Origin of the sequence: Parabacteroides sp. AM58-2XD, assembly GCF_003463685.1 — a bacterium.
GTDB classification, from domain to species: Bacteria; Bacteroidota; Bacteroidia; order Bacteroidales; family Tannerellaceae; genus Parabacteroides; species Parabacteroides segnis.
The window spans coordinates 1-26,095 of record NZ_QSDP01000093.1; the positions used below are offsets into that span (position 1 = coordinate 1).

22 protein-coding genes and 1 pseudogene are annotated in these 26,095 nt (G+C 44.7%); 9 read left to right on the top strand and 14 right to left on the bottom strand.

Features of this window, described 5'->3' with window-relative positions:
* Positions 1 to 146: 146 nt before the first annotated feature.
* The 6 genes from DXA15_RS19045 to DXA15_RS19060 all read right to left on the bottom strand — a co-directional run bounded on the left by DXA15_RS19045 (position 147) and on the right by DXA15_RS19060 (position 6,820).
* On the bottom strand, positions 147 to 1,556 hold the full coding sequence (locus tag DXA15_RS19045) for a RagB/SusD family nutrient uptake outer membrane protein (protein ID WP_233567444.1): 1,410 nt from the start codon (positions 1,554 to 1,556) through the stop codon (positions 147 to 149).
* The gene (locus DXA15_RS26990; RefSeq protein ID WP_233567445.1) at positions 1,547 to 1,687 is read right to left on the bottom strand and encodes a hypothetical protein; all 141 of its coding nucleotides are present in this window, start codon (positions 1,685 to 1,687) and stop codon (positions 1,547 to 1,549) included. Before DXA15_RS26990 ends, DXA15_RS19045 begins: the two co-directional genes overlap by 10 nt.
* Positions 1,688 to 1,699: 12 nt before the next feature.
* Positions 1,700 to 2,782 (bottom strand): TonB-dependent receptor, encoded by a 1,083-nt coding sequence (locus DXA15_RS26995; RefSeq protein WP_233567446.1) that lies wholly within the window; start codon positions 2,780 to 2,782, stop codon positions 1,700 to 1,702.
* A complete protein-coding gene (locus DXA15_RS19050; RefSeq protein ID WP_233567447.1) occupies positions 2,698 to 5,043 on the bottom strand; it encodes a SusC/RagA family TonB-linked outer membrane protein in 2,346 nt (781 codons plus the stop codon). Before DXA15_RS19050 ends, DXA15_RS26995 begins: the two co-directional genes overlap by 85 nt.
* A 156-nt stretch (positions 5,044 to 5,199) precedes the next feature.
* Positions 5,200 to 6,192: a FecR family protein gene (locus DXA15_RS19055; RefSeq protein ID WP_128135085.1), complete on the bottom strand. Its 993-nt coding sequence runs from the start codon at positions 6,190 to 6,192 to the stop codon at positions 5,200 to 5,202.
* A gap of 49 nt (positions 6,193 to 6,241) precedes the next feature.
* Entirely contained in the window at positions 6,242 to 6,820 is a 579-nt protein-coding gene (locus tag DXA15_RS19060; RefSeq protein WP_128135086.1) for an RNA polymerase sigma-70 factor, read from the bottom strand.
* Between the two features lie 165 nt (positions 6,821 to 6,985).
* On the opposite strand from DXA15_RS19060, the gene DXA15_RS27705 reads away from it, so the two are divergent.
* Positions 6,986 to 7,114, top strand: a complete 129-nt coding sequence (locus DXA15_RS27705; RefSeq protein ID WP_255419985.1) for a hypothetical protein — start codon at positions 6,986 to 6,988, stop codon at positions 7,112 to 7,114.
* Here DXA15_RS27705 and DXA15_RS19065 read toward each other — a convergent pair.
* Both DXA15_RS19065 and DXA15_RS19070 read right to left on the bottom strand, forming a co-directional pair.
* Positions 7,103 to 7,345, bottom strand: a complete 243-nt coding sequence (locus tag DXA15_RS19065) for a hypothetical protein (protein WP_233567448.1) — start codon at positions 7,343 to 7,345, stop codon at positions 7,103 to 7,105. The genes DXA15_RS27705 and DXA15_RS19065 overlap by 12 nt on opposite strands.
* A 38-nt stretch (positions 7,346 to 7,383) precedes the next feature.
* Positions 7,384 to 8,262 (bottom strand): ion transporter, encoded by an 879-nt coding sequence (locus tag DXA15_RS19070; RefSeq protein WP_128135088.1) that lies wholly within the window; start codon positions 8,260 to 8,262, stop codon positions 7,384 to 7,386.
* Positions 8,263 to 8,369: 107 nt separating this feature from the next.
* Between DXA15_RS19070 and DXA15_RS19075 the strand changes: the two genes are divergently transcribed.
* Both DXA15_RS19075 and DXA15_RS19080 read left to right on the top strand, forming a co-directional pair.
* A complete protein-coding gene (locus tag DXA15_RS19075; protein ID WP_233567449.1) occupies positions 8,370 to 9,467 on the top strand; it encodes a 6-bladed beta-propeller in 1,098 nt (365 codons plus the stop codon).
* 94 nt (positions 9,468 to 9,561) lie between these two features.
* Positions 9,562 to 11,253, top strand: coding sequence for a right-handed parallel beta-helix repeat-containing protein (locus DXA15_RS19080; RefSeq protein ID WP_128135090.1), 1,692 nt, complete (start codon positions 9,562 to 9,564; stop codon positions 11,251 to 11,253).
* Here DXA15_RS19080 and DXA15_RS19085 read toward each other — a convergent pair.
* The gene (locus tag DXA15_RS19085; RefSeq protein ID WP_199676372.1) at positions 11,247 to 12,158 is read right to left on the bottom strand and encodes a DMT family transporter; all 912 of its coding nucleotides are present in this window, start codon (positions 12,156 to 12,158) and stop codon (positions 11,247 to 11,249) included. The genes DXA15_RS19080 and DXA15_RS19085 overlap by 7 nt on opposite strands.
* 144 nt (positions 12,159 to 12,302) lie before the next feature.
* Here DXA15_RS19085 and DXA15_RS19090 point away from each other — a divergent pair, with 144 nt between their 5' ends.
* Positions 12,303 to 12,653: a DUF4377 domain-containing protein gene (locus DXA15_RS19090; RefSeq protein ID WP_128135092.1), complete on the top strand. Its 351-nt coding sequence runs from the start codon at positions 12,303 to 12,305 to the stop codon at positions 12,651 to 12,653.
* A gap of 82 nt (positions 12,654 to 12,735) precedes the next feature.
* On the opposite strand, the gene DXA15_RS19095 is transcribed toward DXA15_RS19090, so the two are convergent.
* The 3 genes and pseudogenes from DXA15_RS19095 to alaS all read right to left on the bottom strand — a co-directional run bounded on the left by DXA15_RS19095 (position 12,736) and on the right by alaS (position 20,355).
* Entirely contained in the window at positions 12,736 to 13,575 is an 840-nt protein-coding gene (locus DXA15_RS19095) for an Rpn family recombination-promoting nuclease/putative transposase (protein WP_128135093.1), read from the bottom strand.
* Between the two features lie 308 nt (positions 13,576 to 13,883).
* Positions 13,884 to 17,510 (bottom strand): discoidin domain-containing protein, encoded by a 3,627-nt coding sequence (locus DXA15_RS19100; RefSeq protein ID WP_128135094.1) that lies wholly within the window; start codon positions 17,508 to 17,510, stop codon positions 13,884 to 13,886.
* Positions 17,511 to 17,728: 218 nt separating this feature from the next.
* Positions 17,729 to 20,355, bottom strand: a pseudogene (alaS, locus tag DXA15_RS19105) (alanine--tRNA ligase).
* A 96-nt stretch (positions 20,356 to 20,451) separates the two neighbouring features.
* On the opposite strand from alaS, the gene DXA15_RS19110 reads away from it, so the two are divergent.
* The 4 genes from DXA15_RS19110 (at position 20,452) to DXA15_RS19125 (ending at position 23,239) form a co-directional block, all read left to right on the top strand.
* The gene (locus DXA15_RS19110) at positions 20,452 to 21,435 is read left to right on the top strand and encodes a M23 family metallopeptidase (RefSeq protein ID WP_128135095.1); all 984 of its coding nucleotides are present in this window, start codon (positions 20,452 to 20,454) and stop codon (positions 21,433 to 21,435) included.
* 14 nt (positions 21,436 to 21,449) lie between these two features.
* Complete coding sequence (locus DXA15_RS19115; RefSeq protein WP_128135096.1) at positions 21,450 to 21,827, top strand: MerR family transcriptional regulator; 378 nt, start codon at positions 21,450 to 21,452, stop codon at positions 21,825 to 21,827.
* Positions 21,828 to 21,893: 66 nt separating this feature from the next.
* Complete coding sequence (locus DXA15_RS19120; RefSeq protein ID WP_009859820.1) at positions 21,894 to 22,289, top strand: DUF3127 domain-containing protein; 396 nt, start codon at positions 21,894 to 21,896, stop codon at positions 22,287 to 22,289.
* The gene (locus DXA15_RS19125) at positions 22,289 to 23,239 is read left to right on the top strand and encodes a calcium/sodium antiporter (RefSeq protein ID WP_128135097.1); all 951 of its coding nucleotides are present in this window, start codon (positions 22,289 to 22,291) and stop codon (positions 23,237 to 23,239) included. The genes DXA15_RS19120 and DXA15_RS19125 overlap by 1 nt, the downstream gene beginning before the upstream one ends.
* Position 23,240: 1 nt before the next feature.
* Here DXA15_RS19125 and DXA15_RS19130 read toward each other — a convergent pair whose 3' ends face one another.
* Positions 23,241 to 24,026, bottom strand: a complete 786-nt coding sequence (locus DXA15_RS19130) for an inositol monophosphatase family protein (protein ID WP_128135098.1) — start codon at positions 24,024 to 24,026, stop codon at positions 23,241 to 23,243.
* A gap of 122 nt (positions 24,027 to 24,148) precedes the next feature.
* On the opposite strand from DXA15_RS19130, the gene DXA15_RS19135 reads away from it, so the two are divergent.
* Positions 24,149 to 25,744, top strand: a complete 1,596-nt coding sequence (locus tag DXA15_RS19135; RefSeq protein WP_128135099.1) for a hypothetical protein — start codon at positions 24,149 to 24,151, stop codon at positions 25,742 to 25,744.
* On the opposite strand, the gene DXA15_RS19140 is transcribed toward DXA15_RS19135, so the two are convergent.
* Positions 25,628 to 26,095 (bottom strand): hypothetical protein (locus DXA15_RS19140; protein ID WP_128135100.1); only part of this gene is annotated, 468 nt, incomplete at its 5' end. The genes DXA15_RS19135 and DXA15_RS19140 overlap by 117 nt on opposite strands.

The following is a 26,095-nucleotide window of genomic DNA, read 5'->3' on the forward strand; positions in this document are numbered from 1 at the left end:
TTCGTTACTTCGTACTGTTTTCATAAGCTATATCGTTATTAGTTAATAATGAATTTGATACAATACAAAGTTAACTAAAATGGTATAGCTTTTGTAGTGCTATCTCGTGCTATCCGTCTTTTCCGATTTTAAACATAGGAACTGTTTTATTTGTAATTCGGGTTCTGAACCAAAACGCCATTGTTTTTGTCGATCTCACTCTGCGGTATCGGCCACAAATAAAAACGATCTTCAAATACAGATTTATACAATGGCAATGTCGGCTCGTCAAAGTTATTCATAATTTCTCCAATAATACGCCATCGTTTCAGATCAAAATAGCGATGCCCTTCAAATGCTAATTCTATCCGTCTTTCATGACGTATTTTTTCACGCATCTGTGTCTGATTCAAACCTGTTGGCAACGGCGGCATATCAACGCCTTTACGGGCACGAATACTGTTAATCGCATCATACGCTTTCTGAGTCGGGCCATTTACTTCATTCTCTGCCTCTGCTATAGCCAGCAATATTTCGGCATATCTGAAATGTACCCAGTCCTGATCACTACGCGTATTATACCCGATCGGATACTGCGTCTTGTCGCGGGTTACAAATTTCTTCAGTCCGTAACCGGTCGGCAAAACGCCCGTAACAGGCTGTTCGACATCTCCCATAACCAATTGCTGATAAAAAGTGGACATATCCAAACGGGGATCTCGGTTTTCGATCGGGTTTTCCGGATTATATAACGGATTTTCCGTAGAAAAAGAGGTACCGTCTTTAAACTCAAATTCACTCACCAGGTTTGTCAAAGGAGCACAACGTAACCATGCGCCAAACCACAGATCACTCGTATGCCAATTATTGGGAGCCAGATATTTTGTCGAGAAAATGATCTCTGTATTCGTTTCCTGCCCTGCACCCTGAAAAATGCTTTCAAAATCATTACTTAACGAATAGCCTTTTATTTGCTCAGCCACAGTCAGTATATTTCCCATTTTTCCAATGTCAGCTTTTCCGTTGTCATTATATGCGTCATATAACATAATTCTGACCTTTAAAGCAAGAGCCGCACCTTTTGTCACTCTTCCGGGTAATTCCAAATAGGTATTGTCCGGCAACAGCCCAATGGCATCATCCAGATCCGAATAGATCTGTTCTAAGATTTTTGCAGCTTCAACTTTCGGCTGATATTGTGTTTCAAGATCGAGGGGTTCAAGGATCAAAGGTACATCTCCGTAACATCTATACAAGAATGAATAATAAAATGCTCTAAGGAAAAGTACTTGTCCTTTATAAAAATCTCTCTCTGCTTCCGATAAGTCGGTATTTTCGTACCGGTCCAATTGATAAAGAAATAAATTCATACGGGTAATCCCGACATACGAACCTTTATATACATCTTGAATTATGCCTACAGTCGACGGGTCTATATTTCCTTGGAATACATCAAAAGTGATTCCTTCACCCACACTATGACAATTATCAACAAAGCTATCCCATTGAGGAGTACCGAATGAGAAATAACCATGGCTAAATTTCGTCATTGTCCCGTAACAGGCGGTCAGAGCCATATCCAAATCGCTTTTTTGTTTCCAGAATGTATTCTCCGAGGTTTGGACGGCGGATTCTTTTCCAGAAAATCATCACATCCGCTCATGATAACAACTAATGCCAGCAGCAAATAATATTTAGCTTTCTTCATAACCATATCGAATTAAAATTGGACGTTAATACCAAATGAACAAATCTTATTTTGCGGATAAGCAACAAAACGACCGTCTTCTTCTCTTTCCGGATCCAATTCCGGGTAATTGGTAATTGTCGCCAGATTATCACCGGAGAAGAATATACGTATCCTTTCAACCAACATTTTCCTTGTCAACTTTACAGGAATAGTATAGCCTATTGTCAGATTCTTGAGACGCAAATAAGAAGCATCTTTCAAAAAGTAAGAATTCTTCCTTGTATTCTTGCTACCGCCGAAATCATCAAAATACATTCTCGGATACTTTGCGTTATCCGGATTATCCTCTGTCCAGCGATATTTTACATAGTCAATTGTCGGAGCACTACCCTGACGGAATGGCTGTAATCCCCAATCCGTAACATAATGTTTCTTTCCTTCAACACCTTGCAGCAGAAGAGAAACGTCAAATCCCTTCCAACTGGCAGACAAATTAAATGCATACTCAAATTTAGGGAATCGTCCGTCAATCACTACACGGTCATCATTATCTATCACACCGTCATTATTAGCATCACGATATTTCAGATCGCCCGGCAATGTATTATCATTAAACTGTTTGGGTGAATTTTTCACATCATCCTCATCCCTAAAAATACCAATACAATCCAGCATATAATAAGAATTGTAAGGCAAACCTTCCTGACGCAGATAATGTCCGGATATTTCATCAGTACCAAACTTTGTCACCTTGTTTCTGTTACGATCAAAATAGAAACCTACATTATAATTTAACCCCTTGAAAAGACCGCCTTTAATATTATTTACATACTGCGCATTAATTTCAAAGCCTTTATTCTCCATCTCACCGTTATTTATAACAGGTGCATCCAATCCTAAAGCCCCTGTAACCTGGGCATCCCGGAGAATATTTTTTGTTTTCTTTTTATACCAGTCAAGCGTAACATTAAGACCATTGAATACTGTTGCCTCCAAACCTATATCAGTAACGGTAGTTGTCTCCCATGTTATATTCCGGTTTGCATACTTGGTTTGTGCATAACCGGTCGACAAAGAAGAATTATCAAATGTATAGTTTCCCTCATTTTCCATGACTGCCTGATAAGGTATATACCAATATTCTGATTACCCAACTGTCCCCAGGAAGCCCTGATCTTCAAACTATTCAACCATGACCAATGCAAATCCTGCATAAACTGTTCTTCTGTCATTCTCCAACCGGCAGAGAAAGAAGGGAATATACCCCATCTGTCGTCAGGATTAATGCGGGAAGAACCATCATAACGAAAGTTAGCCTCAAACAAATAACGCTCTTTATAGTTATAATTGAAACGTCCGAAAATACCCATTAACGACCATTGCTCTAGATTTCCTTCTGCCTCCTGTAATTCTTTCGAACCGGCATCAATCTCTGTCAACGGGAACGGAAAATCTTTTCTATATCCCTTCAGCCAATCATAATCATTTGTTTCTTGGGAATAACCCAATTGCAAACCGAAATTATGATTCTGGTCCTTTGTTGACACATCATACTTCAAATAAGAATACAGATAAGTATAGAATGTATGATAATCATTCGAATTCAGACCTTTTGCACCCACATCCAGTTCATTCATATATTCACCGGAATGATAATTATAAAGTTTTACCAACGGACGCCATTCTTTCTCTCTTTCTGCGATCATGCGAACCGCTCCCTTTGTATGCCAGGACAACCCTTTAACAATATCTATTGTCAACCAGGCCTGTGCATTCACATCATAACTCGTATTTTTACGTAATGCATCATTACCGACCAAAGCAATCACATTCTTGTTATTACTTTCCCACGGATAAGCCTTGTACACCCAAGAACCGTCGGAACGTTGAGGTGCATAAGTAGGTGCCTGTGCAAAAATAGAAGTAAAGCTGCCATCTGTGCCTCCCTCATAAGGACGTTTTCTGTCCCCTCTCATAAATCCCACATACGAACCGAATTTCATCCATTTGGTTATCTGGCTCTGCAGATCTGCCGTAAAATTATACTTCTTATATCCGTGTCCGTCCATTGTTCCGTTTTCATCGGCATAATACATAGATACATTGTATGACATCTTATCCGATCCGCCGGAAACAGCAACATTGTGATTATGTGAGAACGTGCTGTGGATATGTTCTCCCAACCAATCATAATTAGGATATTCCGGATCACCCGGTTTAGCATTTTTATACTGGTCAATAATGTCCTGAGGATACAAACCCGAAGAAATACCGGAATTCGCTTTAGCCTCATTCCATAAATTCATATAATCCACGGAATTGGTAACGACATTCAGCATACGTGTCGGAGAATAAATAGCAAAGTTTCCGGAATAACTGATCGATGTCTTTTTATTTATACCCGTTTTCGTTGTCACCAATACTACACCATTAGCCGCACGCGCACCATATACAGCAGCAGAAGCGGCATCTTTCAATACCGATATGCTTTCTATCGCATTCGGATCGAGATTTGACAGATCTCCCGGAACACCGTTGATCAGCACCAGAGGATCGGAGCCAGCATCGGAATACGTGCCTTGTCCGCGAACCCGCAAACTCACTTTATTATTACCCGACTGTCCGGAACCGTTTACGACACGCAAACCCGGAACTTGCCCCTGTAACATGGAAGTTGCATTGGTAACAGGACGTTTAGTCATCTCTTCCCCTTTCACAACAGAAACAGCACCGGTAAGATTTACCTTTTTCTGAACACCATAACCTACGACAACCACTTCCTCCAGTTTTTGTGTGTCTTCCATCAATCTCACATTTATCATCTTTTGGTTATTCACGGCTATTTCTTTGGATATATATCCGATATAGGAAAATAAAAGGACCGAATTTCCTTTTACGCTTAATGAATAATTGCCGTCGATGTCGGAGATACAACCATTTGTTGTTCCTCTTTCCATCACATTCGCACCGATAATCGGTTCGCCATGTTCATCTGTGATTGTCCCGGTTACCACCAGACTCTCCTTTTCCTGCTTTTTATTCTCGGCAGAAATAACAATATGATTATTTTTAATTACATAGGAGCAATTTGTTCCCTGTAAAATCTGATTTAATGTTTCATCCAGATTTTTATTACCAGTTCCAAGCTCTATCTTCTTATGAATATTCAAAACCGATTCATCATAGTCAACCGACATGTCTGTCTGTTTCTCGATCTCGGCAAACGCTTTTTTGATTGTCAGACTATTTTCGGAAAACGTTATGGTCTGAGACCATATAACCGTAAATTGCGAAAAAAGGAAAAGAAAAAGTATTATTGCTACCCGGAACAAACTATTCAGTTTATTCCATTGTGTTTTCAGGTTTATTTCCATACCTTTGTAAAATTAGATTTTAAAGTTGAATACTATATTATTTACCACCTGTTTCAGGCGATTTATTAATTGGTGTTCACCACGATTTCAAATCCGGGGAGTTCTGATTGGCGTCGTCTTCCCGGGTTCTTTTTTTCATAATGTATCCTCCGTTTTTTAGTTTATGTATATCACATTATCTTTAATCCTGTAATTTAATCCGTTCACCATTTCTTTCAGAATATCCAGTACCTGGTTCAAGCCTTCATCCGGCCGGAATTTCATTGTGAAACTACGTCCTGCAAACTTGCCGGTCTCATAATTGATCGTCACATCGAAACGCCTTTCTATCGTCTTCACGATATAATCGAACGAAGCCCCCTGGAAGGTGAGATATCCGTGTTTCCACTGCATGACTTTGCCGGCATCGACAACTTCTTTGGAAACGGTCCGCAATAAACTGTTATATACGACCTGCTCATCCGGGTGGAGAATGATCGGCTTATCCGCTGTCAGGTCGGTACTTACACGGACCTTCCCTTCCTCCAACGTTGCTACGGTCAACTCCGAATCCGAATAAGCCTCTACATTAAATACCGTCCCCAGCGCCTCCACATCCATATGGCTTGTCTTTACAATGAAAGGTTTTTCCGGATCTTTAGCGACATTAAAACTCGCTTCCCCATTCAGGTAAATAGCACGTTTGTTACCTTCAAACTTTGCGGCATATACCAGTAGCGATCCAGAATTCAGCCATACCACAGAACCATCCGATAAAGTAATTTGCTTTCTCTCGCCGTTCGGCACAAAACATTCCGTCCATTCCGGCTCTATAACCTTCGGCTCGCCCTGCATCACAAACCAGGCACTGGCAGCACCGATCAGAGGTAACAGTAATATGGCGGCAACTCGAAGAGCCTGCTGATACATAGATCGCCTGGCTACCGGACGGGCAACTGCTTCCATACGATGGTGTAACCTGTCCAGTTCCTGTACAGTCCGACCGTCTGCTTCTGCCGGAACCTGTTCCCAAAGTTCCCGCATAGCCTCTTCCTTTTCCTGCTGATGGGTTCCACTGACAAACCACTTCCGGAAAGACATCTGGATTGCATCCGGAAGATCATTTCCGAAGAATTTAGTGATTAATGTATGTATCGTTTTATTCGCCATTTTATCCCCTGTTTATATTGAAGACGAGACAAAGAGCAAGCACACACGGTCAAAAAGGGATTTTTTTCAAAAAAGTAATAAAAAAAGTGCCGCGCACGACTTCGCGAAGATCAGCCAACGCCTGACTTACATGGTTTTCAACAGTCCGTTTATTAATTTGCAACTTCTGTGAAATTTCTTCATTCGATAACCCTTCTTTCCGGCTCATCTTAAAAATACGCCGGCGTTGCTCCGGCATTTGTTCGATAGCAATATCGATCAGTATCGATAATTCTTTTGCATAGATATCCTCTTCTATCAGGTCGGTATAAGCAGAGGATGAAGATTGTAGTTTCTGTTCGTAAGATTCTTTTACAAGACTGTGTTCATAATAATCGTAGACCATATTACGAGCCATACGAAATAAATAGGCTTTCAGGGAACTGACCTTAGAAATGCTTTCCCGATTTGTCCAAACCTTGAAGAAAATATCCTGCGCCATATCGCACGCCTCTTCCTCATCCTTAATGAAACCTTTGAGAAAGTTCTTTACCCGCGGATGGTACAACATAAACAAGGCATCGAAGGACTTATGATCCCCCTGCCCCAATTTTTCCAGATATTCAGATTCCCGATCGACCTCTATCATATCGCAAATATAGATATTATTTAAGAACAGATAATATCATACGATATAAAACGTAAATTTACCGGACACAGCATCATTCTTTCGACAAAACTCAAATTATTGATATTCTTATTCCTATCTTTAGCCAATCAAATAACAGCATTTATAAATCTAACACCGGAAAAAATGGATCAATATATAAAAACAATTATCAGTGTAGGCGGCAGTGCGATCATGCTGGTTATGATCGTATGTGTAATATGGTATGTTGTAAAAGATACCTGGAAAGATATTAACAGCGGATCAAAAGACTAACAGACTCCTGTCATGAAAATGAAAAGAAACGAATACTTTCCGTCTTTTACTGAAAACAGTAGACAATAACAGCCATAACGAAACCGCCCAGGCAATCCCTAAAGCGACGATAAACAAAGCCGGATCTGCCACCTGAGTATATAGGCAATACGCTCCGCCAACAAAAAACAGTGTAATAAATAATGCGACCACAATAGTAGCCAGTAGTGTTTTCATAGATACTTTTTTCATATTCCTTCCCCCTTCTTAAAGCGCAAATATAGGAAAAATCATGAAAACTCATCTAACTTTCCACCACAGTATTTACAGTATTTAGCTTCTTCCTCGTGTCCAGTGCGGAAACAATGGGGGCATCTCAATTCGCTCCGCCTCCGGTGTTCCTTGATCATCGTGGCAGAAACGATACCCGTAGGTACAGCAATGATCGTATAACCGATCAGCATCACACAAGCCGAGATAAAACGGCCGACAGGAGTCACTGGGGTTATATCTCCATATCCCACGGTCGTCATGGTTACAATCGCCCAGTAAATACAGTTGGGAATATTATTGAATTGAGTATCGGGTTGCGTACCTTCCACCATAAACATGATCGTACCGATCGAAGTCACCAGGATCAGTACAAAAAAGAAGAAAACAAAAATCTTCCGGCTGCTCAACCGCAGGGACACCAACAGTAAATTCCCCTCCTCCAGAAAGTTAAACAGCTTAAACACACGAAAGACACGGATCAGGCGGAATGTCCGGATAATAAGTAAATAACGTGCACTGGTAAAAAGGAATCCCAGATACAACGGCAAGGTTGCCAGCAAATCGACAATACCGAAAAAGCTGAAAATATATTTCTTCGGCTTCGGCGAACAATAAATACGCACCAGATATTCGAAAGTAAAAAAAGCAGTGAACACATACTCCAGTATCTGAAGCGCCAACCTGAAATGGTCGGAAAAAGTGACCACACTCTCCAGGATGACCACCAGAACACTCATAATGATGAAACCGATCAGAAAGACATCGAATAATTTCCCTTTCGGCGTATCCGATTCAAAAATGATCACATACAATTTCTCCTTCAACTCTTTATTGTGAAGAAAGGTATTTATCTTATTTTTAAAAACCTTCCAAAGACCTGTTTTCTTCTCTTCCATAATAACCCCGTGTTTGAATACAAAAATAAAAAATATTACTTACATTAGCCCAATGAATAAAATCAAGTACTGCCATGAATAAATACTTTTTCATATCACTTCTCTGTATGTTACTACTCTCTTGTAACAAACAAAACAGCAAAACGGAACAGAAAATTTTGCAGGTAGAACTCTCTCCCAAAGATCTGGTAGCCTCCACCCTGTTCAAAAAGATAGAAGTGATCCCTTTGGAAACAAACGAACAATGCCTGCTCAAAACGATCGGACGAGTGATCGAAGCTGGTAACAAATATTATATTCTCGATGATGACAGGGAGATGGGCATACTTTTCTGTTTTGATAAACAAGGCAAATTTCTATCTAAAATAGACAAGACCGGTAACGGTCCGGGTGAATATAATATGATCTATGAAGTCATTGTCAATTCGGAAGAGAACCTTATTCATATGTTAAGTCCGATGGGAGCCATACACACTTATACAACAGACGGGCAATTCATAAAAAGGCACCTGCTGCCAGGAGGCGGAGGACAGACGGATATGATAGAAATCGACAAAGGGCTGATTGCTTACTGGACTCTGACAACAGCGGGCGATCCGACAGAAAACTTAATCACATTCTATGATACAAACACAGAGGAAATAGCCGGCGGTTTCTGGAAAACGACAGACGACAATTTTATGACCAACATGTGCATCGATGTTTTTTACAAATATAATAATGAAAATTACTTTTCCACTCAATATTCCAATGAGGTATACCGGTTCACGAAAGAGGCCGTAGAATTAGCATATAAATGGGACTTCGGTTCCGGCAATATCAACCTTGAACCCTTTAAGGAAAGAATAAAAGAAGATCCCAATGTATTTCCTCAATTGGTAGACTCACACGAAGTTCCCTACTTTTTCTTCCGGCAGTTTCAAAACAAAGACTATTATTACACAGTCCTGAACACCTGGAACATAGATAAATGGCGTAATGTTTTCTACCGCAAAAAAGATGGGAAATCCTTTGTTTTCGACACGTTGGAAGGAGGCGCAAAGATCAAGAAAACAAGTCTTTTCACCGATGAATATATGATCAGCATCGTTTCACCGGAGGAGATCGGGACATTGCATAATATTCTTTCGCCGGAAGAGTTCAGTAAAATAAAAAACTTACAGGAAGACGATAATCTCTGTCTGGTAAAATACTATTTCAAATAATGTTCTATTCGTAAAACCGGCAGTAATCCGACAATATTGACGCATTATTTCTTACTTTTGCGCCAATTTATTATTCTAAATTCTTAATTACACCATGAAAAAAACGATCCTTATTGCACTATGTCTCTTTTCGGGATTCATAGCAAACGCACAACATGTAATCCGGATTGCCCCGGAAAACGGAGATATGACAAAGAAAATCCAGGCTGCAATCGAACAGGCCCGGAGTTATAACGGGAAAGCGGTTGTCATCAAACTGCAAAATGCAGATTATAACCTCCATCGCGAAAGTTCGTCACAGATCCTTTACCATATCTCCAATACGGCCTCCGAAAAAGAAAACCCCGATCAGACAAAACATATCGGTTTGTGGTTGAAAGACCTGAAAAACGTGACAATAGACGGTCAGGGAGCCCGTTTCGTCACCCATGGCGAAATGACCAGCTTCGTAATCGACCAGTGCGAAAATATCACTTTACGGGACTTTACCGTTACAGCTTCCGACCCCACCGTCCCGGAACTGACCGTTACGGAAGTGGGCGAAAACTTTATGACCGTACGCATCCACCCGCAATCACGCTACACCATCAAAGACGGACATTTTGCTTTTGTCGGTGACAACTGGGAACTATCCGGAGGTATCGCTCAAAGCTATGACAAAGAAAAAGATATAACCTGGCGTAGCTGGTCGCCGCTTTCCGGCCTTCGCAAGGCAATAGAGCTGGACACCAACCTGCTCCGTTTCGTATATGACACCCCGCCACAGGCCAAACAAGGTACGGTATTCCAGATGCGTGACGGTATCCGTGACCAGGCTTGCGGACTTATCCAATATAGTAAAAACGTCACTTTGGAAGGGGTACATCTGGCATTCCTGGGAAACTTCGGCATTGTCGGGCAAATGACAGAAAATATCACTTACCGGAATCTGACATTCGAACCGGAAGCCGGAAGCGGACGTACCTGTGCCGGTTTTGCCGATTTCGTACAGATGTCAGGCTGCAAAGGTAAGATCACGATTGAAAACTCCCGTTTCCTCGGAGCACACGACGATCCAATCAATATACACGGAACCCATCTGGCTGTCACCGGCTACCCGGCCCCCAACCAGGTATCAGTAAAATACATGCACCCGCAGACATATGGCTTCCAATCGTTCCTTCCCGGCAACCAGATCGAATTTATCGATGCCCATTCGCTGATGAGCCTTGCACCTGCAAAGGTAAAAAAGGCGGAAATGAAAAATGAACGGGAAATACTCATAACCCTCGACAGGAATATCCCCCAAACGATCCGGGATAAAAAAGAACTGGTCGTTGAAAACGTAACCTATACACCGGAAGTCCTCATTCACAATAACTATTTTGCCCGCATACCGACACGCGGAATCCTTGTTTCGACCCGTCGCAAGGTATTGATAGAGAACAACACCTTCTTTCGTATGCAAATGAGTGGTATCCTGATAGCCGACGACGCCCGTAGTTGGTTCGAATCAGGTATGGTACGCGATGTAACCATCCGCAACAACAATTTCATGGAATGCGGCGGACCGGTCATCCTCATTTCTCCGGAAAACGACCGCAACGAAGGCTATGTTCACCGCAACATCGCCATAACGAACAACCATTTCCAATTGACAGGTACAAACGCTATCTTCGCCAAATCAGTCGACGGATTAAAAATCACGGACAACCTGTTCCTGTCCCCTACTCCTGCTGAAATATCGAATCTGATAAAGACACAGGATTGCGAAAATGTTTTCATGGAAGGAAATATCGTTCAATAACGGTGAAAGACCCGGCGAAGCACCAACTGCTGAACCGATTTACCGACAACAATCAGGGTGACCGCAACAATCACCAGAAACATACCGACAATCAACCGGGGAGTCAAGTGCTCCCCGAATACGGTAACCCCGATCGTAACAGCTGTCACCGGCTCCAAAGCGCCTAATATAGCTGTCGGGGTAGAACCTATATAATGAACGGACAGAGCCATCGTCACCAGGGATATTACTGTCGGAATGATAGCCAGAGCGATCGCGATTCCCCACATATAGGGAGTCGTCAGCATTTGCAGTCCCGAGCCGAAGTCTGAATGTACAATAATCGTCAATGCACAGAACAGCAAGACATAGAAGGTCAGCTTTATCGGCGACATCGTTTTCAGTACGGACCGGTTAACCGTCACTATATAAACGGCATAGGTCAGCGAGGAAAGCATAACCAGCAGGATGCCGATCATACTCAACGCATGCCCTCCATCTCCCTGACAGAGCAGCGCGATACCGGTAAAAGCCAGCAAAATGGAAAAAACAACCAATAAAGAAACCTTCTCCTTGAAAAACACCGCCATGATCACCGCCACCATCACCGGATAGACAAACAGGATTGTGGAGGCAATACCTGCATCCATATAATGAAAACTGGAAAACAGGGAAAGAGAAGAGATGGCAAACAAAACACCTAGAACGGCCAGCGAAGCCAGTTCCGTCTTATTCACCCCGAAAGAGATTCCTTTCGCCATCATCATCAGCCCCAGAATCACCGCCGCAAGCACATAGCGATAGAACAACACTGAATCGACATTCACCCCTACTTCATAAAGAAGTAATGCGCACAACGGATTGATACCATAGCTCACTGCTGAAACAATCCCGAAAACGGTTCCTTTTGCCTTCATTTTTCCAATACTATTACCGGGGTGCAAAAATAGATAATTTGCAGGGATTAATAACTGAAAAAAATCTTTTTTATCCTCATGCAACTTTTTGCTATCCGGTTTCATTATAATAGTAATGAAGCATCTTTAACAATCAACAAACAAATTCAACGTATGAACAAAATTCTATTTTTAGCGCTCACACTCTTTTTAGCATTAACAGCCTGTACAGACGATCAGACAGAACTGCTGACAATTGCCTCAGAAACCCGTATCGGAATAGGAGAAGGTCCCATAAACTGTTACCTGGTAAAAACCGGAGATAGCAAAAACTGGGAGTTTATGTACTCTCCGATCGAAGGTTTCGAATACGAGGAAGGTTACGAATACGTTATCGAAGTCAAAACTGAAAATATAGACAATCCCCTCATCGACGGATCCAGCATAAAATACATCCTAACCAAAATAATATCCAAAACCAAAAAGAACTCGACCGGATTACCGGAACAACGGGTATGGAATTAACTGTATAATAACTAAAACAAGAAATCAACAAAATGTTCCGAGGATTCGGAACACTTTGTTGATTCAATATCTCATAAATAAACTACAATTCATCTATTTCTTCGACAGACAGACCGGTACATTGAGCGATTGTTTCGACATTAACCCCCTGCTTTTTAAAATTTGCAGCAATCTGGCGTTGTTCTTCTGCTTTTCCTTTTTTCAAACCTTTCATTTCAGCCTCTTCCACCGCATATTCCAGTGTATTGCGCCAGTCGCGATAAATCTTCAGGTTCTCATCGTAAACTGCCCGTTCGTGAGAAGTCATTGCATTCAGGTTTGCTACGTCGAGCAGGCGTTTGAAAGCATCGTTTTTCTCCTTAAACGGAGACATATCAAATAAATTCATATTCTTCAATATATAAACCATATTTTCAAGAGGCGTTTTGCATTCCTCTTCTCTTAGATTGAACAGATCGAACGACAGATAAATCTGTTTCAGTTTGACCTCGCCAAAAGTTTTACCTGTCGCCTCATTGGCCAGCACCACATCGGTGCGCCAACTCTGAAATTCAGGCAGACTAAAGTTCAACAGGTAGATGCCATATACCGGAAGCAAGCTATACTTCCAGTCAGCTCCGCTCTCTCCCTGACGAGAGACTAGTCGACAAATATAATAAAATCCACGGTTAAAGAAATAATGTTGGGGACAATTCTGCATTTCAAGTACAAATTTGCTCCCGTCCGCATCTTCGCAAAGGAGATCGAAGATCACCGTGCGCTGTTCTATTACTTCGGGTTGGATTTCTTTATCGAGATAGGTCAGGTCTTTTACCCGGCGTTCGCCCTCGAGCGTGGCGTTGATAAAGTCGATTGCTACCTGCTTTTCACCAAATACGGTCTTAAAAGCCTTGTCGAGCATGATGTTCACATACTTTTCCATAAGTCAATAGTTTTAGTTGTTTTATTACCCGATAGCAGGTAACGGGACAAATGTAGCCAATATTTTATTTATTCCAACAGTGGAGAATACCTTTTTTTGATTCACAGTCAGAAATAAGTAAACCCTCCTCTTTCCCTTCAAAGAAAAGGCGATTCATTTCTTAGCAGAAAAGGTGAATGGTTGTTAGCAGCCATTCACCTTTTCCACAAACCTTTCACCCCCGCTATTCACCGTCAAACAACCAGAAAACAGACAGTTGTCCTACACGCAGCAGATGGTGAACGGTTTTTATCTAAAATCTATCAGTATCATTCTACATTATATCCTGACACAACCACTTTCGGTGCATTGCCTCTGGTATCTTCGTCTTTCCAACGGAAGCTGATTTCTTTCTTTTCACCCGGAAGCAGAGCGAAGTAGTTGTCGGAATAGAACATCGGAAGGAACTGCTCGCCATCCTTGTCGCCCACAACATTTACACGAATCATTAATGCCGGTGTTGAAGTTGTATTCTCGATAACGACTGTACCGTTCCAGTTTCCATCAGTTCCCTTGTTTGTCGTGACATCGGACTTCAATGCTACTTTCGGGAGATTACGCAGATCCTGGTAGTTGTTTTCTTCCAGGCTTCTGTGATAGAAGTTCTCGGAAATAACCTTTCCGTTTTCAGTCAAGACCATCTTGATAAAGTGAACCTTCGACAGGTTATCCGGGAATTCCAGCTGGATACATTTGTTGGTCGTATCTTCATTGCTATCGGTAGCGACTTCTTTCTCCCAGGCTACGGAAGCATCCATATTCAGCACCTGCGCTTTAGCTGTCAAGCCCTTACGGTTGCCACCACTGTAGTTTACGACTTCTACCTCATCGGTTACCGGGTTCCATTGGATATGCAACGGTTCGGAAGCCTTCTTGATAGCAAAATAGGCGGCTGTCGGTTCGAAGTAATAATCATAGGTCTGCCATACCATAGAAGGCCAGCAGGAATGACTCATCCACATCAGCAAACCTTTACGGTTCTGGCTGCGGGATTCAAATAAGCTGCGGTGACCGTCATAGTTCACCCACTGCGCTAGTTCGGAAAACTCTTTGGCGCTACGGGGTTCGCCGTATCCTTTCGCAATAATCTCGTTGAAAGATGTAGCACCCTGTGCACCTTCACGGGTATAGTCGTGCATACCCCACTGATTATCCTGCGGCCAGATACCTTCCGGAGAGAAGGTACGGAGCATACTTTCGTAGGTCAGCACATTCGGCATACCGCGTTCGCTATGGAACTTGTCGTTACCGGTCTTCAATGTGAAGTATTCCTTTGCAGGAAGCATACGGTACGGGCCGTGGCCGCTTACTACATCATCAGCCGAACTGGATATATAATGTATATCCGAATGATCTTCTTTGATGATCCGCCGCAACGCCTTGTCGATCTGTTCGGGAGGGAAACCTTCGTTACGACCGCAATAGATACCGATGGAAGCATGGTTACGGATGCGCTTCACATAATCTTCCGCGTTGGCAATAAACATTTCGGGATAGTAAGGATCAGGACCGTCAGCCGGATTCGCCAGCCAAAAGTCTTGCCAAACCACGATACCATGGCGGTCGCAGGCTTCATACAGTTCTTCATCACCAATCATACCCACCCAGTTACGCATGATTGTAAAGTTCATATCGGCATGGTAAGCTACCGCGATATCATATTCACGTGCACGGTAATTCAGGTTAGACTCACTGAATCCCCAGTTACCGCCCCGGCCAACAAAACGACGGCCATTGATAAAGAGACTCAAAATCTGATTATCCTCATTGAAGGTCATCTGGCGGATACCGACTTTAAAGTCTTTGGCATCCGATACCTTATCATCTATTTTAAATGTAAAGTTAGCATCATACAAGTTTGGCTCTCCATAGCCTTTAGGCCACCAGAGACGCGGATTCTGAACATTCAACTGAGCGAAATCCTTTGCATCGAAGACAACCGTTTTCTCTTCGCCCGCTGCCAGTTCCACCGGCTGTTGGAATGTGATATCACCGATCTTGCCTTCCAGCATACCTTTTACCGCATTTGCATCATGGTTCTTTACGATCACTTCCGCCGTCAGTTTAGCAGAAGTCGTATCGGGCAACGGCAGAACCGATTTAACAAGCGGATCGGCAACCGTCACTTTTCCGGTCGTTGTCAGGAAGACATCATTCCAGATACCGATATTACGGCCACGCATCGTCGGGATCCAGTCCCAACCGATCGTTGCATGGAATGTCGGGTTATCAGCACCCAGAATACCGCCGTTGAAGTCCGTGCTCTGTGCATTCTTCTCTTTGATAGCACCGATATGCTGGTTTTTGATGATCTCTACGGCTACCACATTCTTACCCGGAACGATCAGGTCCGTTACATCGAACTTGCCACGCATAAAGGCGCCTTCAATGCGGCCAGCCTGTTTTCCGTTTACATATACATTCGCCTTCCAGTTGATACCGTCGAAATTCAGGAACACACGATCCTGTTTAAAGTCGGCCGGCACCTCAAACTCGTCACGATACCAGAAATCGGAATTGAAGAATGACTCGGATATCTGCAACTGATTATCTGCATAGTTAGGATCGGCAATGGCACCGATATTCTTGTAACTGCTCAAGACAGTTCCCGGCACAGTGGCAACAACCCAGTTTTCAGGTTTGAAGCCGGGAGCCGAAATTTCTTCTCCCGTAGCCGTTATTTCCGATGCACGCTGAAGTTTCCAGTTGCCGCCGGACAAATAGATTTCGCCTTTCGATGCGACAGGTGCAGCCACAGCCTGCGGAACCAGGCCACCTTTACCCATCACTTCCAGTTCGCTCAGGATATAACGACTGTCGTTGACCGGCTGTTGCATCAGGATACGCACATAACGCGCATTCTTTTTACCGTTCAGCGAAATTTCATCGACCAGTTCCTCCCCACCGGGAAGTTCAGCGACATCCGTCCACTGTTCTGCATTATCGGAAACCTGTACTTTACCTTTTACGGCTTTGTTTATCCAACGTAAAACGACTTTGTCGAATTCTGACCGGCTACCCAGGTCTACATACAACCATTCTTCTCCCGTTGTGGCACTCATCCAGGCACTATTGAAGAATTGAGAAGGTTTCATTTCCACCATTCCGCCTTTATTATAGAAATCGGCTGCCGTAAACACCCAGCTGTGAGCACCGGCCATCTTCAATAAAACACGGTAATTGGAGTAATTTGCCTCTTTATCGAATGCTATGGTTTCATTCAGTTTGCGGACCGGCATGGAAATCTGTTCGGTCTGCTTGTTCGGGTCGGTCACCGGTATACGATACCGTACAGCGTCGCCCGGCAGTCCTTTACCGCTCAGTTTGCCGACCTCGGTCCAGTTCTGTCCGTCATTGGAACCCTGGCAGATAATTTCATAACCGTCTTTTGCCAACTGGTCGTCATAAATAAGAGTTCCTGTCAGCACCAGCTTGTCGGCCGTTTTAGTGTAATTATTCAATGTAAACTGGAAATAAGTATCCGCCCCTTCAAATGTATTCCGGGAATACGGACCTTCGTCGATCATCCATTCGCGTTCACGCCGGGGAGCTTCGCCGGCCGGAGTCGATAGTATTAAATACTGCGGTTGCTGGTCGGTTATAATACCATCTGTCACTAACTGCGCCGTCAAGTTATAGTCATGACTGGAGGAGTTGAAAGCCGAACGCAGAAGGGCTATATTGCGATAATTCGACTTATCCGGAGCCAAATCAGGAGAGAAATCCTCCTTCGGGTTACCGGGGTATTGCCCTATACCACGCGTATAGTAGTCCGAACGTTCAAACGATTCGGTTGTCGCCCCTGCACCACTACAACCCCAAAGCAACAACGAAGTCGCTGCTGCTCCACAGAGCGTAAGGATACGGGAGACTTTTTGCTGTTTACACATTTTCATACGATGAAAGTCTATTTGATTTGTATTTTTTGCATGATTCAACACTCTTCTCTCAGGATGTTTCGACAAATGTACGTCAACTCTGATTCTTATGCAAATCAGATAAGCCGGTAAAAACACACATTTGCAGTAAGTTGCAAGATTTATGAATTAATTATTCAAAAAAAATGGCGGAACTAATCAGTCCCGCCATTTTCATATATGCTTTATAAGTTCTTTTACTTCAAATCAGCCGCTTCAAGAATCTGTTCTACGGCCTGGGCTAAACCGTCGGAGTTTTTACCGCCGGCAGTTGCAAAGTGGGCCTGTCCGCCACCGCCACCCTGAATCAGTTTGGCTGCATCTTTTACCAGTTTACCGGCATTCAGTCCTTCGGCAACAAGCGGTTCGCTCAGCATCACCATCAATGCACATTTTGCACCGTCCTTGATACCGGCCACAAAGAATACTTTCTCTTCGCTATTGCTTTCACCTTTGATCTGGAAGGCCAGGTCCTTGATCGCATCTACATTCGCCTCACCGCGGAAAACAACCACCTTCACTCCGTGGCGTTCAACAGCTTGGCGATCAGTTCTTTCTTCAACATAGCGACCTTTTCCTTTACATAGTCACTAACCTGTTTCTTCAGCTCGGCATTTTCTTCGATCGACTTACGGATTGTCTGTGCCAGGTTCGGTACATTATTAAATAAAGCACGCAACTCGCGCATGGAATCCTGCAACATGAAGGTATAGTTTTCCGCCCCTTCGGCCGTCACCGCTTCGATACGGCGTACACCGGCTGCGATAGAACTTTCGCCAATCACACGCAACGAACCAATCATACCGGTTGCCGGAATATGCGTACCACCACACAACTCGATAGAAGAACCGTATTTAACGACACGTACTTCCTCGCCATACTTTTCACCGAACAATGCCATAGCGCCCAAAGCCTGCGCCTGGGCAATCGGCATATTGCGATGCTCTTCCAACGGATAGTTGGCACGGATCTTTTCGCTTACCAGCTTTTCTACCCGGCGGATTTCTTCGTCGGTCACTTTCTGGAAGTGAGAGAAGTCGAAACGAAGCGCTTCGGGAGAAACATACGAACCTTTCTGTTCAACATGTGTGCCCAATACTTCACGCAAAGCCTCATGCAGCAAGTGAGTTGCCGAGTGGTTACATTCGCACTGGATACGTTTCTTTTCGTTGATCTTAGCGGTGAAAGTAGCTGTTACATCTTTCGGCAAACGAGTGACAAAATGTACCGGCAGGTTGTTTTCACGTTTCGTATCTACTACATCCAGCTTTTCATCGTCGGCAATCAACCATCCGGTATCACCTACCTGTCCACCCATCTCTGCATAAAACGGAGTCTGGTCGAGAACGATCTGGAACAACTCTTTACTCTTCTGCTTGATTTTACGGTAACGCAGGATTTCGGCTTCACATTCGAACAGGTCGTAACCAACGAACTTTGCTTCGCCTTCTTTCAGGACCACCCAGTCGCCGGTTTCGATAGCAGCCGCATTACGGGCACGTTCTTTCTGTTTCTGCATTTCCGCATTGAACTCTTCGATATTCACTTCCATGCCGTTTTCACGCAGGATAAGTTCGGTCAGGTCCAACGGGAATCCGTATGTATCATATAATGTAAAGGCATCCACACCGCTGATAACGGTTTTTCCGACAGCCTTTGTTTCTTCAATCTTCTTATCCAGCAGACGAATACCTGTTTCCAACGTGCGCAGGAACGATTCTTCTTCTTCCTTGATTACCTTTTCGATCAGCGTCTTCTGGGCAACCAGTTCGGGATAAGCATCGCCCATCGTCTCGATCAGGACAGGCAACAAGCTATACATAAAAGCTTCGCGGCGTCCGAGGAACGTATAACCGTAACGAACGGCACGGCGAAGGATACGGCGGATTACGTAACCGGCCTTTGCGTTCGACGGCAACTGTCCGTCTGTGATAGAGAACGCGATTGTACGGATATGGTCGGCAATAACGCGCATAGCCACATCCTGCTGTCTGTTGTCACCGTATTTTGTTCCGGTCTTTTCGGCAATCACCTGGATGATCGGCTGGAATACATCGGTATCGTAGTTGGAAGTCTTACCCTGCAATGACATACACAGGCGTTCGAATCCCATACCCGTATCGATCACCTTCGCAGGCAGCGGTTCCAACGAACCGTCAGCTTTGCGGTTGAACTGCATAAACACCAGGTTCCAGATCTCGATTACCTGCGGATGGTCTTTGTTTACCATCTCTGCACCGCTAGAAACGGCACGTTCTTCGTCAGAGCGAAGGTCTATATGAATTTCCGAACAGGGACCGCAAGGACCGGTATCACCCATTTCCCAGAAGTTATCATGTTTGTTACCATTGATAATATGATCTTTCGGCAGGAACTGTTCCCAGTAACCGGCAGCTTCGTCGTCGCGCGACAAACCTTCGGCAGGGCTTCCTTCGAATACGGTTGCATACAAACGTTTCGGGTCCAGCTTCAGGACATCCACCAGATATTCCCATGCCCATCCGATGGCCTCTTTCTTGAAATAATCACCGAACGACCAGTTTCCCAACATTTCGAACATCGTGTGGTGATAGGTATCGTGTCCTACCTCTTCCAGGTCGTTATGTTTACCGCTTACACGAAGACATTTCTGCGAGTCCGCGACACGTGAATATTTAATGGGTACATTTCCCAGGATTATATCCTTAAACTGGTTCATGCCCGCATTGGTGAACATCAATGTCGGGTCCCCCTTCACGACCATAGGAGCAGACGGTACAATCTGGTGCTGCTTGGAAGCGAAGAACTCTTTAAACGATTCACGAATTTCTTTTGCTGTCAACATAATCTATTATATAGTTCTCGTTAATATTCTGAAAAACAATTTGCAAAAGTACTGCAAATTATTATTTTTGCACGTATCCAAGCAACAAAATATTCAATGAAACTGTTTAAAACAAGAAAAACATATTACTTATATAACCCGAACACGCTCAGTTACGACCGTGTTTACCCCTCCGCCAAAGACCGTTTCTTCATTGTGCTCCGTCATTTGAGCATCGGTGCGGCAATCGGTATCGGTGTATTCTTTATTATGATGTACACGATCGATTCGCCGGTCGAGTCTTTGATGAAGAAGGAAAACAAGCTGTTGCAGACTCAGTATGAAGTACTTTCATTACGTCTCACCAATGCGCTGGAAGTGTTGGATGATATACAGCAAAGGGATGAGAACCTGTACCGCGCCATTTTCCAGGCCGAATCCATTCCCGAATCGGTGCGTAAATCAGGTTTCGGGGGAACCAACCGCTACGAACATCTGCTGAACCTGTCCAATCCGGAGCTGGTTGTCTCCACCACCCAGAAGATGGACATGCTCAGCAAACAACTTTATATACAATCCAACTCATTGGAAGAGTTGATTAAACTGGGTAAGAACCAGGAAGAACGCAGCCGCTGCATCCCTGCCATCCAGCCAATCTCCAACAAGGACCTGCGTCGCACGGCATCCGGCTACGGCGTACGTATCGACCCGATCTACCGAACTCCGCGTTTCCACTCCGGCATGGACTTCTCCGCCAAAGTAGGAACGGAAATCTATGCAACCGGCGATGGAGTCGTCACCTTTGCCGCCTGGAAACAGGGCTACGGGAACTGTCTGATGATCGATCACGGCTATGGATTCCAGACATTATACGGTCATATGAGCAAATACAGAAAACGCGTCGGACAGAAAGTGACACGCGGCGAAGTGATTGGAGAAGTAGGTAACACCGGTAAATCGACCGGCCCGCACCTGCATTATGAAGTGATAGTTCGTGGTAAACACGATAACCCATCCAGATACTACTATATGGACCTGACACCGGAAGAATACGACCGTATGATTCAGATTGCAGAAAACCATGGCCAGGTAATGGATTAAACATCTTTAATACAATGGCATTAAATAAAGATAAAAATCTGAAGTTATATTTCTCCATCAGCGAGGTGGCGCAGATGTTCGACGTGAACGAATCGACACTGCGTTTCTGGGAGAAAGAATTCGATATCATCCGTCCGCGCAAGACGCCTAAAGGAACCCGTTTTTATAAGCAGGAAGACATCGACGCCGTCCGCCTGATCTTCCATCTGGTAAAAGAGCGGGGAATGACCTTGGCTGGTGCCCGGCAAAAACTAAAGGATAACAGGGAGACAACCATCCGGCAGGAAGAGATCGTTAATAAGCTGAAGCTGATTAAGGAAGAACTGCTCTCTATGAAAGCTGCCTTCGATGCGCTCGACCCTTCCGAATTGCCTCAGGAAGAGAAAATCTAAGTCAAACAATTAGCAGGTTACGCCGGAAAAGCGTACCTTCGCCGACAATTTAATAGAACAATAAACATGGAAATTACGGGAAAAATTATCGCCGTACTGCCAGCGCAGAGCGGAACCAGCAAAGCTGGAAACGAGTGGAAAAAACAAGAATACGTATTAGAAACACACGACCAATACCCTAAGAAAGTCTGCTTCCAGATCTTCGGTGCCGACCGCATCGAACAAGCAGCTATTCAACCCGGAGAAGAATTGACAGTATCATTCGATATAGACAGCCGCGAGTATCAGGGACGTTGGTTCACCAACATCAGTGCCTGGAAGGTAGACCGTCCGATGGCAGGCGCTCCCCAGTCAGCACCAGGAGCCATGACACCGGAAAACTTTGCACCGGCATCTGCCCCGACAGCATCTGCCGCTCCCGACTTCGGCCCGGCTAACCCGATCGACGATCTGCCATTCTAATGGATATCGTTGCCCTGATCGGCGGACTACTCCTCATCTTGGTCGGCGCAAATGCACTGACCGATGGGGCTGCTTCGGTAGCCAAACGTTTTAACATCTCCTCTCTTGTTATCGGATTAACGATCGTAGCCTTCGGTACATCCGCCCCCGAACTGACCGTCAGCATTGTATCGGCACTGAAAGGAAGTGCGGATATGGCCATCGGGAATGTTGTCGGAAGTAATATTTTCAATACCCTTATGATTGTAGGTTGCACGGCAGCCATTGTTCCCATCGGGATGAATAAAGGGACGCTCAGCAAAGAGATTCCGTTATGTATCCTGGCATCTGTCGTTTTATTTATCTGCGGAAACGACGTGTTGATAAACGGAGCGACTGAAAATACAATCAGCAGCAGCGACGGGATGCTGCTGCTCTGCTTCTTTGCGATCTTTCTGGGTTATACATTTGCCATTGCACATAACGGGAACGGAGAGGAAGAGACGAAAATCAAATTGATGCCCGTATGGAAATCCGGGTTATTCATTGCCGGTGGCCTGGTAGGTCTGATTTATGGAGGGCAGTTCTTCGTAGACGGAGCATCAGGGATTGCGCGTGGCTTGGGTGTCAGTGAGTCTATTATCGGCCTGACGCTGGTTGCCGGAGGAACTTCCCTGCCCGAACTCGCCACCTCGGTCGTTGCCGCCTTGAAGAAAAATCCGGAGATGGCGATCGGGAATGTGATCGGTTCGAACCTGTTCAATATATTTTTTGTATTGGGTTGCAGTGCGACCATCAGTCCGCTGAACATGAAAGGTATTACCAATGTGGACCTCGGGGTTCTGATCGGTTCATGCGTATTGCTTTACCTGTTCGGGCTGTTTATCAGAAAGCGTACCATAACACGCCTCGAAGGGATTGTTATGGTCCTATGCTATATTGCCTATATGATCTATCTGGTCAAAGGATAAGTTACTCCCTGACCAGCCGCATAAGCGTCTCATGCATCGCTCCATTGGTGGCAAGCACTTCATCTCCCGACTGCCAGTTGTCGCCACCGCTGAAGTCGGTCACTTTGCCGCCGGCCTGCATCAGGATCAGGGCACCTGCCGCTATATCCCAGGGACCGATCCAGGCTTCGATACGCGCTTCGAAACGTCCGGCGGCGATATAGCAGACTTCGGCAGCCGCCGCTCCCATCAGGCGCGTTCCTCCGGCAAAACCGTATAACCGGTCGACCAGGCGGAGGGCCACCGGGCGGTAAGCATCGGAGTTATAAGGAAATCCCAGGTCGATAAAGGCTTTATCCAAGTCAGAGACGTCTGATACGTGTATTTCCCTGCCATCCAGATAGGCTTTACTGCCTTTCCAGGCATAGAAGCATTCGTCGCGACAGACTTCGTAAACGACACCGATCAGCAATTCTTCTTTATTACGCAGGGCGATGCTGACACAGTAAGGGGCGACATCGTGGATATAGTTGGAGGTCCCGTCCAGCGGGTCTACCAGCCAGCAATAGTTTTCGTCTGTCAGGCTGCCGCTGCCTTCTTCGGCGATGAAGCCTGCTTCGGGAAGCAAGGCGGAGAGTTGGGCGATCAGCCATTTTTCCGATTCCTTGTCGACATACGATACGTAATTGTGAGCACTTTTTTCTTCTACACGTGTACGGTCGAACTTACGCCGTTCTTCTTTCAGGAAAGTCCCGGCTTGCCGGGCTATCTGTTGTACCTGGGTACAAAGTTCTTCTAAATTAAGCATATCCTCTTTTTATCTTTTTGTTGTGACAAACATACGCATTTTGGAACTAAATAATACGGGTAGTACTGAATATTAACGAAAAAGATATACTTTTGACACAAGACATAAAACAGTTACGATCTATGAATATCCGGAAACCATGGAAACAGACTCCAAGCTATAAGGGAGAAGAGAAGGCCGAGAGTTATAATTTCTTCGATATCTCTTCCTTCTTCCGTTTCGATACGCACCGGAATGCTTTGGGCGTATTGTCCGACCAGACCTGCTCCGACCTGGGTTTCGAGGATCTTTTCATGTTTTCCGACCGCACCGCCTCACGCGTCGGGCAGCAGTATCTGTACAACCTGATGCGGATCATCCCGGACAAAGCGGGCGAAATAGAACGGCATGAAGCACTTATAAACAAGCTGTCGTCGCATCCGGATTTACAGGAAGAACTTGTCAAAGACCTGCAAATCCTGAATGCCTATGAAGCATATAGTATTGCGTCGCTGATGGGTATAGGATTTCCGGCTGTTCCTGTATGGAGGAAAATCTTGTTTCGTGTTTGTGGTTTCCTGCCGAGCTTCTTCCTTCTATTGTTGTATTTCTATCAGGCGGGAGCATGGCTGCTTTTGTTGATTGCAGCAATACTTGTGAACGGCGTTATTCATTACGGGAACAAGCCGAACAACCTGAATTTTCTGATATCCATCCCCCAACTGATACGTTTGCTGAATATTTCGGGCAAACTATCGAAGAACCCGCTTTTCACAGAACTCGGCAAAGAGGTTCCGGAGGCGCTGTCTTCATTGGAAACACTGAGAAAGGCGAGCGGCCACCTGCGGATGGAATCGAAGATGGACAGCGACCCGGCCGTCATCCTTTGGGCGATCATGGAATGCGTCAAGATCTTCTTTCTGGCGGAACCGATCGCCTATCATAAGGTGATCACCCTGCTGAAAGATAAGAACCGGCAGATAGAGACGGTGTTTCGTTTTGTCGGGTTGGCAGACAGCCTGTCGTCGGTCGCTTTTCTGCGAAAGAGTCTGCCTTATTACTGTCTGCCGGAAAAGCCGGAAGGCGAGGTGCGGATGGAGACGGATGAGATGTGTCATCCCCTGCTTGAAAACTGTGTTGCCAATACGATCCGGATCGAAGGCCGTTCCATCTTGTTTACCGGTTCGAATATGTCGGGAAAGACTACTTTCATCCGTACCCTGGGCGTCAATATGCTGGCGGCACAGACGCTTCATACGGCTTTTGCCCGGCGGATGCAGATGAAAGCGCCTGTCATGATCCATGCCGCCCTGATGCTTTCCGACAGCCTTTCCGACGGCAAAAGTTTCTATCTGAAAGAGGTAGAGTCGATACGCGATATGCTATCATGCAGCCGGAGCGAACATATCAACCTTTTCCTGCTGGACGAAATATTCAAGGGAACCAACACCACCGAGCGGATAGCGGCTGCCAAAGCAGTCCTGTCATACCTGAACACCTCGAACAACATCGTAATTGTCTCCACTCACGATGCGGAATTAGGAACATTCCTGAAAAACGAATACGACCTGTATCATTTCTGTGAAACGATAGCCAACGGCATTCTCTCGTTCGATTATAAATTAAAGGCAGGCAACCTCTACCAGCGGAACGCCATCCGTATTCTGGAAATAAATGATTACCCAGCTACATTGATAGAAGATGCCTACTCCGTTATCCGACAGATAGAAGGCAGATAGTTCTCGCAAAGCATCTTTCCATTGCTCACGCTCTTCACCCAAATTCTGCGGTTCTTCTTTCGGCTCCTCGCACGCGTGTTGTTGCTGTTGTATATTTACTTTCCTTTTCTTTTCTTTTCTTTGTCGCATTTCTGTAACAGAAACCCCCGTTTCTGATACATTAACAGCATTTTCCACGATGTTAATGCAATTAAACTCTTCGGAAATGGGATTTTTGCATCGTTTTACAACTAAAATGTATCTTTCCTGAATCTTTTCTTCCGTATCTCCCAAACGATCAGCAAGGTCATACACATAATCATCCGACAATTGCAGGAAATACCCCTCTTTTTTGTAAATGTCGCACAGGAG

Bases quoted from the DNA above. Each gene is read 5' to 3' on its own strand.
- DXA15_RS19045 (WP_233567444.1), bottom strand. From the start codon at position 1,556: ATGGCTCTGACCGCCTGTTACGGGACAATGACGAAATTTAGCCATGGT.
- DXA15_RS26990 (WP_233567445.1), bottom strand. From the start codon at position 1,687: ATGAAGAAAGCTAAATATTATTTGCTGCTGGCATTAGTTGTTATCATG.
- DXA15_RS26995 (WP_233567446.1), bottom strand. From the start codon at position 2,782: ATGGAAAATGAGGGAAACTATACATTTGATAATTCTTCTTTGTCGACC.
- DXA15_RS19050 (WP_233567447.1), bottom strand. From the start codon at position 5,043: ATGGAAATAAACCTGAAAACACAATGGAATAAACTGAATAGTTTGTTC.
- DXA15_RS19055 (WP_128135085.1), bottom strand. From the start codon at position 6,192: ATGGCGAATAAAACGATACATACATTAATCACTAAATTCTTCGGAAAT.
- DXA15_RS19060 (WP_128135086.1), bottom strand. From the start codon at position 6,820: ATGATAGAGGTCGATCGGGAATCTGAATATCTGGAAAAATTGGGGCAG.
- DXA15_RS27705 (WP_255419985.1), top strand. From the start codon at position 6,986: ATGGATCAATATATAAAAACAATTATCAGTGTAGGCGGCAGTGCGATC.
- DXA15_RS19065 (WP_233567448.1), bottom strand. From the start codon at position 7,345: ATGAAAAAAGTATCTATGAAAACACTACTGGCTACTATTGTGGTCGCA.
- DXA15_RS19070 (WP_128135088.1), bottom strand. From the start codon at position 8,262: ATGGAAGAGAAGAAAACAGGTCTTTGGAAGGTTTTTAAAAATAAGATA.
- DXA15_RS19075 (WP_233567449.1), top strand. From the start codon at position 8,370: ATGTTACTACTCTCTTGTAACAAACAAAACAGCAAAACGGAACAGAAA.
- DXA15_RS19080 (WP_128135090.1), top strand. From the start codon at position 9,562: ATGAAAAAAACGATCCTTATTGCACTATGTCTCTTTTCGGGATTCATA.
- DXA15_RS19090 (WP_128135092.1), top strand. From the start codon at position 12,303: ATGAACAAAATTCTATTTTTAGCGCTCACACTCTTTTTAGCATTAACA.
- DXA15_RS19095 (WP_128135093.1), bottom strand. From the start codon at position 13,575: ATGGAAAAGTATGTGAACATCATGCTCGACAAGGCTTTTAAGACCGTA.
- DXA15_RS19100 (WP_128135094.1), bottom strand. From the start codon at position 17,510: ATGAAAATGTGTAAACAGCAAAAAGTCTCCCGTATCCTTACGCTCTGT.
- DXA15_RS19110 (WP_128135095.1), top strand. From the start codon at position 20,452: ATGAAACTGTTTAAAACAAGAAAAACATATTACTTATATAACCCGAAC.
- DXA15_RS19115 (WP_128135096.1), top strand. From the start codon at position 21,450: ATGGCATTAAATAAAGATAAAAATCTGAAGTTATATTTCTCCATCAGC.
- DXA15_RS19120 (WP_009859820.1), top strand. From the start codon at position 21,894: ATGGAAATTACGGGAAAAATTATCGCCGTACTGCCAGCGCAGAGCGGA.
- DXA15_RS19125 (WP_128135097.1), top strand. From the start codon at position 22,289: ATGGATATCGTTGCCCTGATCGGCGGACTACTCCTCATCTTGGTCGGC.
- DXA15_RS19130 (WP_128135098.1), bottom strand. From the start codon at position 24,026: ATGCTTAATTTAGAAGAACTTTGTACCCAGGTACAACAGATAGCCCGG.
- DXA15_RS19135 (WP_128135099.1), top strand. From the start codon at position 24,149: ATGAATATCCGGAAACCATGGAAACAGACTCCAAGCTATAAGGGAGAA.